Genomic DNA, 3,578 nt, shown 5'->3' with positions numbered 1-3,578 from the left:
TCTTACCTGCTAATTTTTATTATAGTTCTTCTTCCAATATTCATTGAAATTTACAAAATTTTAAAATTAATTGAAAAATATATAAAACTTCACCCAGAAAAGATTTCCTTCAAAAAAAATATAAAAAAGTCTTATTCTAGAATTATGATATACAATCCCAGAAAAACAAATAAATGTATTCATATTCCAAAAAAAACTAATAAAAAAAATCAATAAACTTTTATAAAATTATCATAATTTTAAAATGACTTTACTATAACAATTTTTATTTGGAAAAAATCAAAAAAGATTGTATAATTTAATTGGTGATGATAAATAAAAAAACTGTAAATTACAGTAAATTAATTAGGAGGAAATATGAAAACATATCTAGTGACAGGTGCTGCAGGCTTTATAGGTGCCAATTATTTAAAGTATATTTTAAATAAATATAAAAATGATGAAATTAAGGTAATTGTCGTAGACATGCTAACTTATGCTGGGAATTTAGGTACAATTGCTGAAGAAATTAAAGATGAAAGAGTAAAATTTGAAAAAGTTGATATTCGTGATCAAAAGGAAATTGCGAGAATTTTTTCTGAAAATGAAATTGATTTTGTTGTAAACTTTGCAGCCGAATCACACGTTGACCGTTCTATTGAAAATCCACAAATATTTTTAGAAACAAACATTCTTGGTACTCAAAATCTTCTGGAAAATGCTAAAAAAGCATGGACGGTTTCAAAAGATGAAAATGGATATCCAGTTTACAGAGAAGGCGTAAAATATTTACAAGTTTCTACAGATGAAGTTTACGGAAGTCTTTCAAAAGATTATGACACAGCGATTGACTTGGTAATTGACGATGAAGAAGTGAAAAAAGTTGTAAAAAATAGAACAAATTTAAAAACTTACGGAAAAAATTTCTTCACAGAAAAAACTTCACTTGACCCAAGAAGCCCATATTCAGCTTCCAAAGCGAGTGCCGACCACATCGTAATTGCCTACGGTGAAACTTACAAAATGCCAATAAATATTACAAGATGTTCAAACAACTATGGACCTTACCATTTTCCAGAAAAATTAATTCCACTTATGATTAAAAATGTACTGGAAGGTAAAAAGCTGCCAGTTTACGGAAAAGGTGACAATGTAAGGGATTGGCTTTACGTAGAAGATCATTGTAAAGGAATCGACTTAGTTTTAAGAAATGCTGATATTTACGAAATTTACAATATTGGTGGTTTTAACGAAGAACAAAATATTAATATTGTAAAATTGGTTATCGACATTTTAAAAGAAGAAATTGAAAATAATGACGAATATAAAAAAGTTCTAAAAACTGACCTGCAAAATATAAATTATGATTTAATTACTTATGTTCAAGATAGACTTGGACACGATATGAGATATGCCATTGACCCTTCGAAAATTGCAAGGGATTTAGGATGGTATCCAGAAACAGATTTTGAAACAGGTATCAGAAAAACTGTAAAATGGTACTTGGAACATCAGGACTGGGTAAACGAAGTAGTATCAGGAGATTATCAAAAATATTACGAAGAAATGTACAGAAATAAATAATCAAATTTATACAAAAAAGGAGCAAATTAATGAATAATTTTACAATAAAAGAAACCCCAATAAAAGATTTAGTAATAATCGAACCAAAAGTTTTTGGAGATGAAAGAGGATTTTTTATGGAAACTTACAACCAAAAATCCTTTGAGGAATTAGGACTTACAATGAACTTCGTCCAAGATAATCACTCAAAATCTAAAAAAGGCGTTTTACGTGGACTTCACTTCCAGACAAAACACACTCAAGGAAAATTAGTACGAGTAATAAAAGGAAGCGTCTACGATGTGGCAGTTGATTTAAGAAAAGGAAGCAAAACTTTTGGAAAATGGTACGCAGTAAAGCTATCTGCCGAAAATAAATTGATGTTCTATGTTCCAGAAGGCTTTGCACACGGCTTTCTAACACTTGAAGATGAAACAGAGTTTGTTTACAGATGTACCGACTTATACGCCCCAGAATACGACAGCGGGCTTTTATGGAGCGACAAAACTTTAAATATTGACTGGAAATTTGAAGAATTTGGAATAAATCCCGATGAACTGACAATTTCTGAAAAAGATAAAGTTCAGCAGAAATTTGATGAAAACAAAAATTATTTTGAATAATAAAAAAAATAATCTAAAATTAGCTATTTCTTATTGAGATAGCTTTTTTCTTTTACAAAAAAAGACAGAAAAACTTCTTTTCAAAAGCCTTCCTGCCTAAATCACTTCTATTTACTCTACTTAATAATACACTCGTTGTTTTCTTATACAACTATATCCCCAAGGAGTTGGATCACAATATTTAGCTCTCTCCGCCTTAACTTCTTTCCAAAGTGCTATATCACGTGCACTGCACCCAACAACACTTAATCCAAATAAAACCACTACCAAAATCCTAACTAATTTTTTCATGTCAGTCACTCTCCTACAACATTTTTTATTGATTTTTATTTTTTCTGATAAACCCTTACATAATCAACTTTCATTTCTGTCGGAAAATCCACATCCCCATCTTCTCCGGTAATTTTACTTAACGCAACATTTATTATTATAAAGTAAGGCTGATTAAATGGATTTTGTAATCCTTTCCTATCAAGTTCCTTATAAGAAAATTTTTTATACACTTTGTTATTAAATAACCATTTTATTTCCTTATCATCCCATTCTACTGCATAAGTATTGAAGTTAGTCAATTTTTCCCTAGGCCATTTACTCAGCTTATAATCATCCCCATCAAACGTTTCATAAGTATTGTCGCTTTTAAGAACGTGAAGTGTCCCTGTCGCACGACGCATATCATCTCCATAAGTTTCCACTATGTCAATTTCCCCATTTGCATTTCCATCCGCCTGAGAATATCCTGCAGGCCACATCCAGAATGCAGGCCATGTTCCCACTCCTTCTGGCATAGCCGCTCTCATTTCAATTTTGCCGTATTTTACATTATATGTGTTTCTCGTATGGACTGCTCCTGAACTGTAAAGGATTTTTCTTTCCGTTCCATTTATATTAACTTTTTTGTCTGTCTCCTTTTTCAATTTTATAACCATATTTCCATTTTCAATTTTTACATTGTCTTTCAGATAGTAGTGCTTTGCATCAAATCCATATTGATTGACTAGATTTCCATTTTCATCCAGATAATTTCCAGGATTCCACGGATTGCCATAATCCCAGTAAGACCATTTCTGAGTATCCAGCTGGTTTCCGTTAAATTCATCATGCCACACTAATTTCCATTCTTTCCCCTTAATTTTTGAAATAAATGAATTTATTTTATTTTTTTTTGATTTTTTACCTCTTTCCTCTCTTACAATCTCACTGTTCCCAACCTTTTCACTAATATCCTGCACTTCCTTTTCGCTGACTTCCATTTTCTTTTCAGTTTCTACCCTCACATTTTTCTCTCCTGCCGCAAACGAAATATTTCCCATCATTATAAGCACAGCCACACTTAAAAGCACTTTTCTCATAGTTTTATTCTCCTTTTTAAATTATACTCAAATCCCCTTAAAACAATTTTTATAAAAAATC

At 30.9% G+C, this 3,578-nt stretch carries 4 protein-coding genes; 2 read left to right on the top strand and 2 right to left on the bottom strand.

Going from position 1 to position 3,578, the window contains the following annotated elements; all coding sequences use genetic code 11:
- The first annotated feature begins 357 nt into the window (after positions 1-357).
- Positions 358-1,563 carry a dTDP-glucose 4,6-dehydratase gene (locus Q0370_RS07360; protein WP_299574049.1) on the top strand — a complete coding sequence of 402 codons (1,206 nt, stop codon included), beginning with the start codon at positions 358-360 and terminating at the stop codon, positions 1,561-1,563.
- A 29-nt stretch (positions 1,564-1,592) separates the two neighbouring features.
- Positions 1,593-2,165: a dTDP-4-dehydrorhamnose 3,5-epimerase gene (gene rfbC, locus Q0370_RS07355; RefSeq protein ID WP_299574047.1), complete on the top strand. Its 573-nt coding sequence runs from the start codon at positions 1,593-1,595 to the stop codon at positions 2,163-2,165.
- A 120-nt stretch (positions 2,166-2,285) separates the two neighbouring features.
- Here rfbC and Q0370_RS07350 read toward each other — a convergent pair whose 3' ends face one another.
- Positions 2,286-2,465, bottom strand: a complete 180-nt coding sequence (locus Q0370_RS07350) for a hypothetical protein (RefSeq protein WP_299574051.1) — start codon at positions 2,463-2,465, stop codon at positions 2,286-2,288.
- Positions 2,466-2,491: 26 nt separating this feature from the next.
- Positions 2,492-3,517 carry a glycoside hydrolase family 16 protein gene (locus Q0370_RS07345; protein ID WP_299574044.1) on the bottom strand — a complete coding sequence of 342 codons (1,026 nt, stop codon included), beginning with the start codon at positions 3,515-3,517 and terminating at the stop codon, positions 2,492-2,494.
- Between the last annotated feature and the right edge of the window lie 61 nt (positions 3,518-3,578).

The organism is uncultured Leptotrichia sp. (assembly GCF_938036635.1).
Lineage (GTDB): Bacteria > Fusobacteriota > Fusobacteriia > Fusobacteriales > Leptotrichiaceae > Leptotrichia > Leptotrichia hongkongensis.
Note: the sequence above shows the minus strand (reverse complement) of the source record. Positions and strands in the feature narration are given on the sequence as shown.

What these genes read in the sequence shown, in the direction of transcription:
- rfbC (WP_299574047.1), top strand. Translation starts at nt 1,593, where the DNA reads ATGAATAATTTTACAATAAAAGAAACCCCAATAAAAGATTTAGTAATA.
- Q0370_RS07360 (WP_299574049.1), top strand. Translation starts at nt 358, where the DNA reads ATGAAAACATATCTAGTGACAGGTGCTGCAGGCTTTATAGGTGCCAAT.
- Q0370_RS07345 (WP_299574044.1), bottom strand. Translation starts at nt 3,517, where the DNA reads ATGAGAAAAGTGCTTTTAAGTGTGGCTGTGCTTATAATGATGGGAAAT.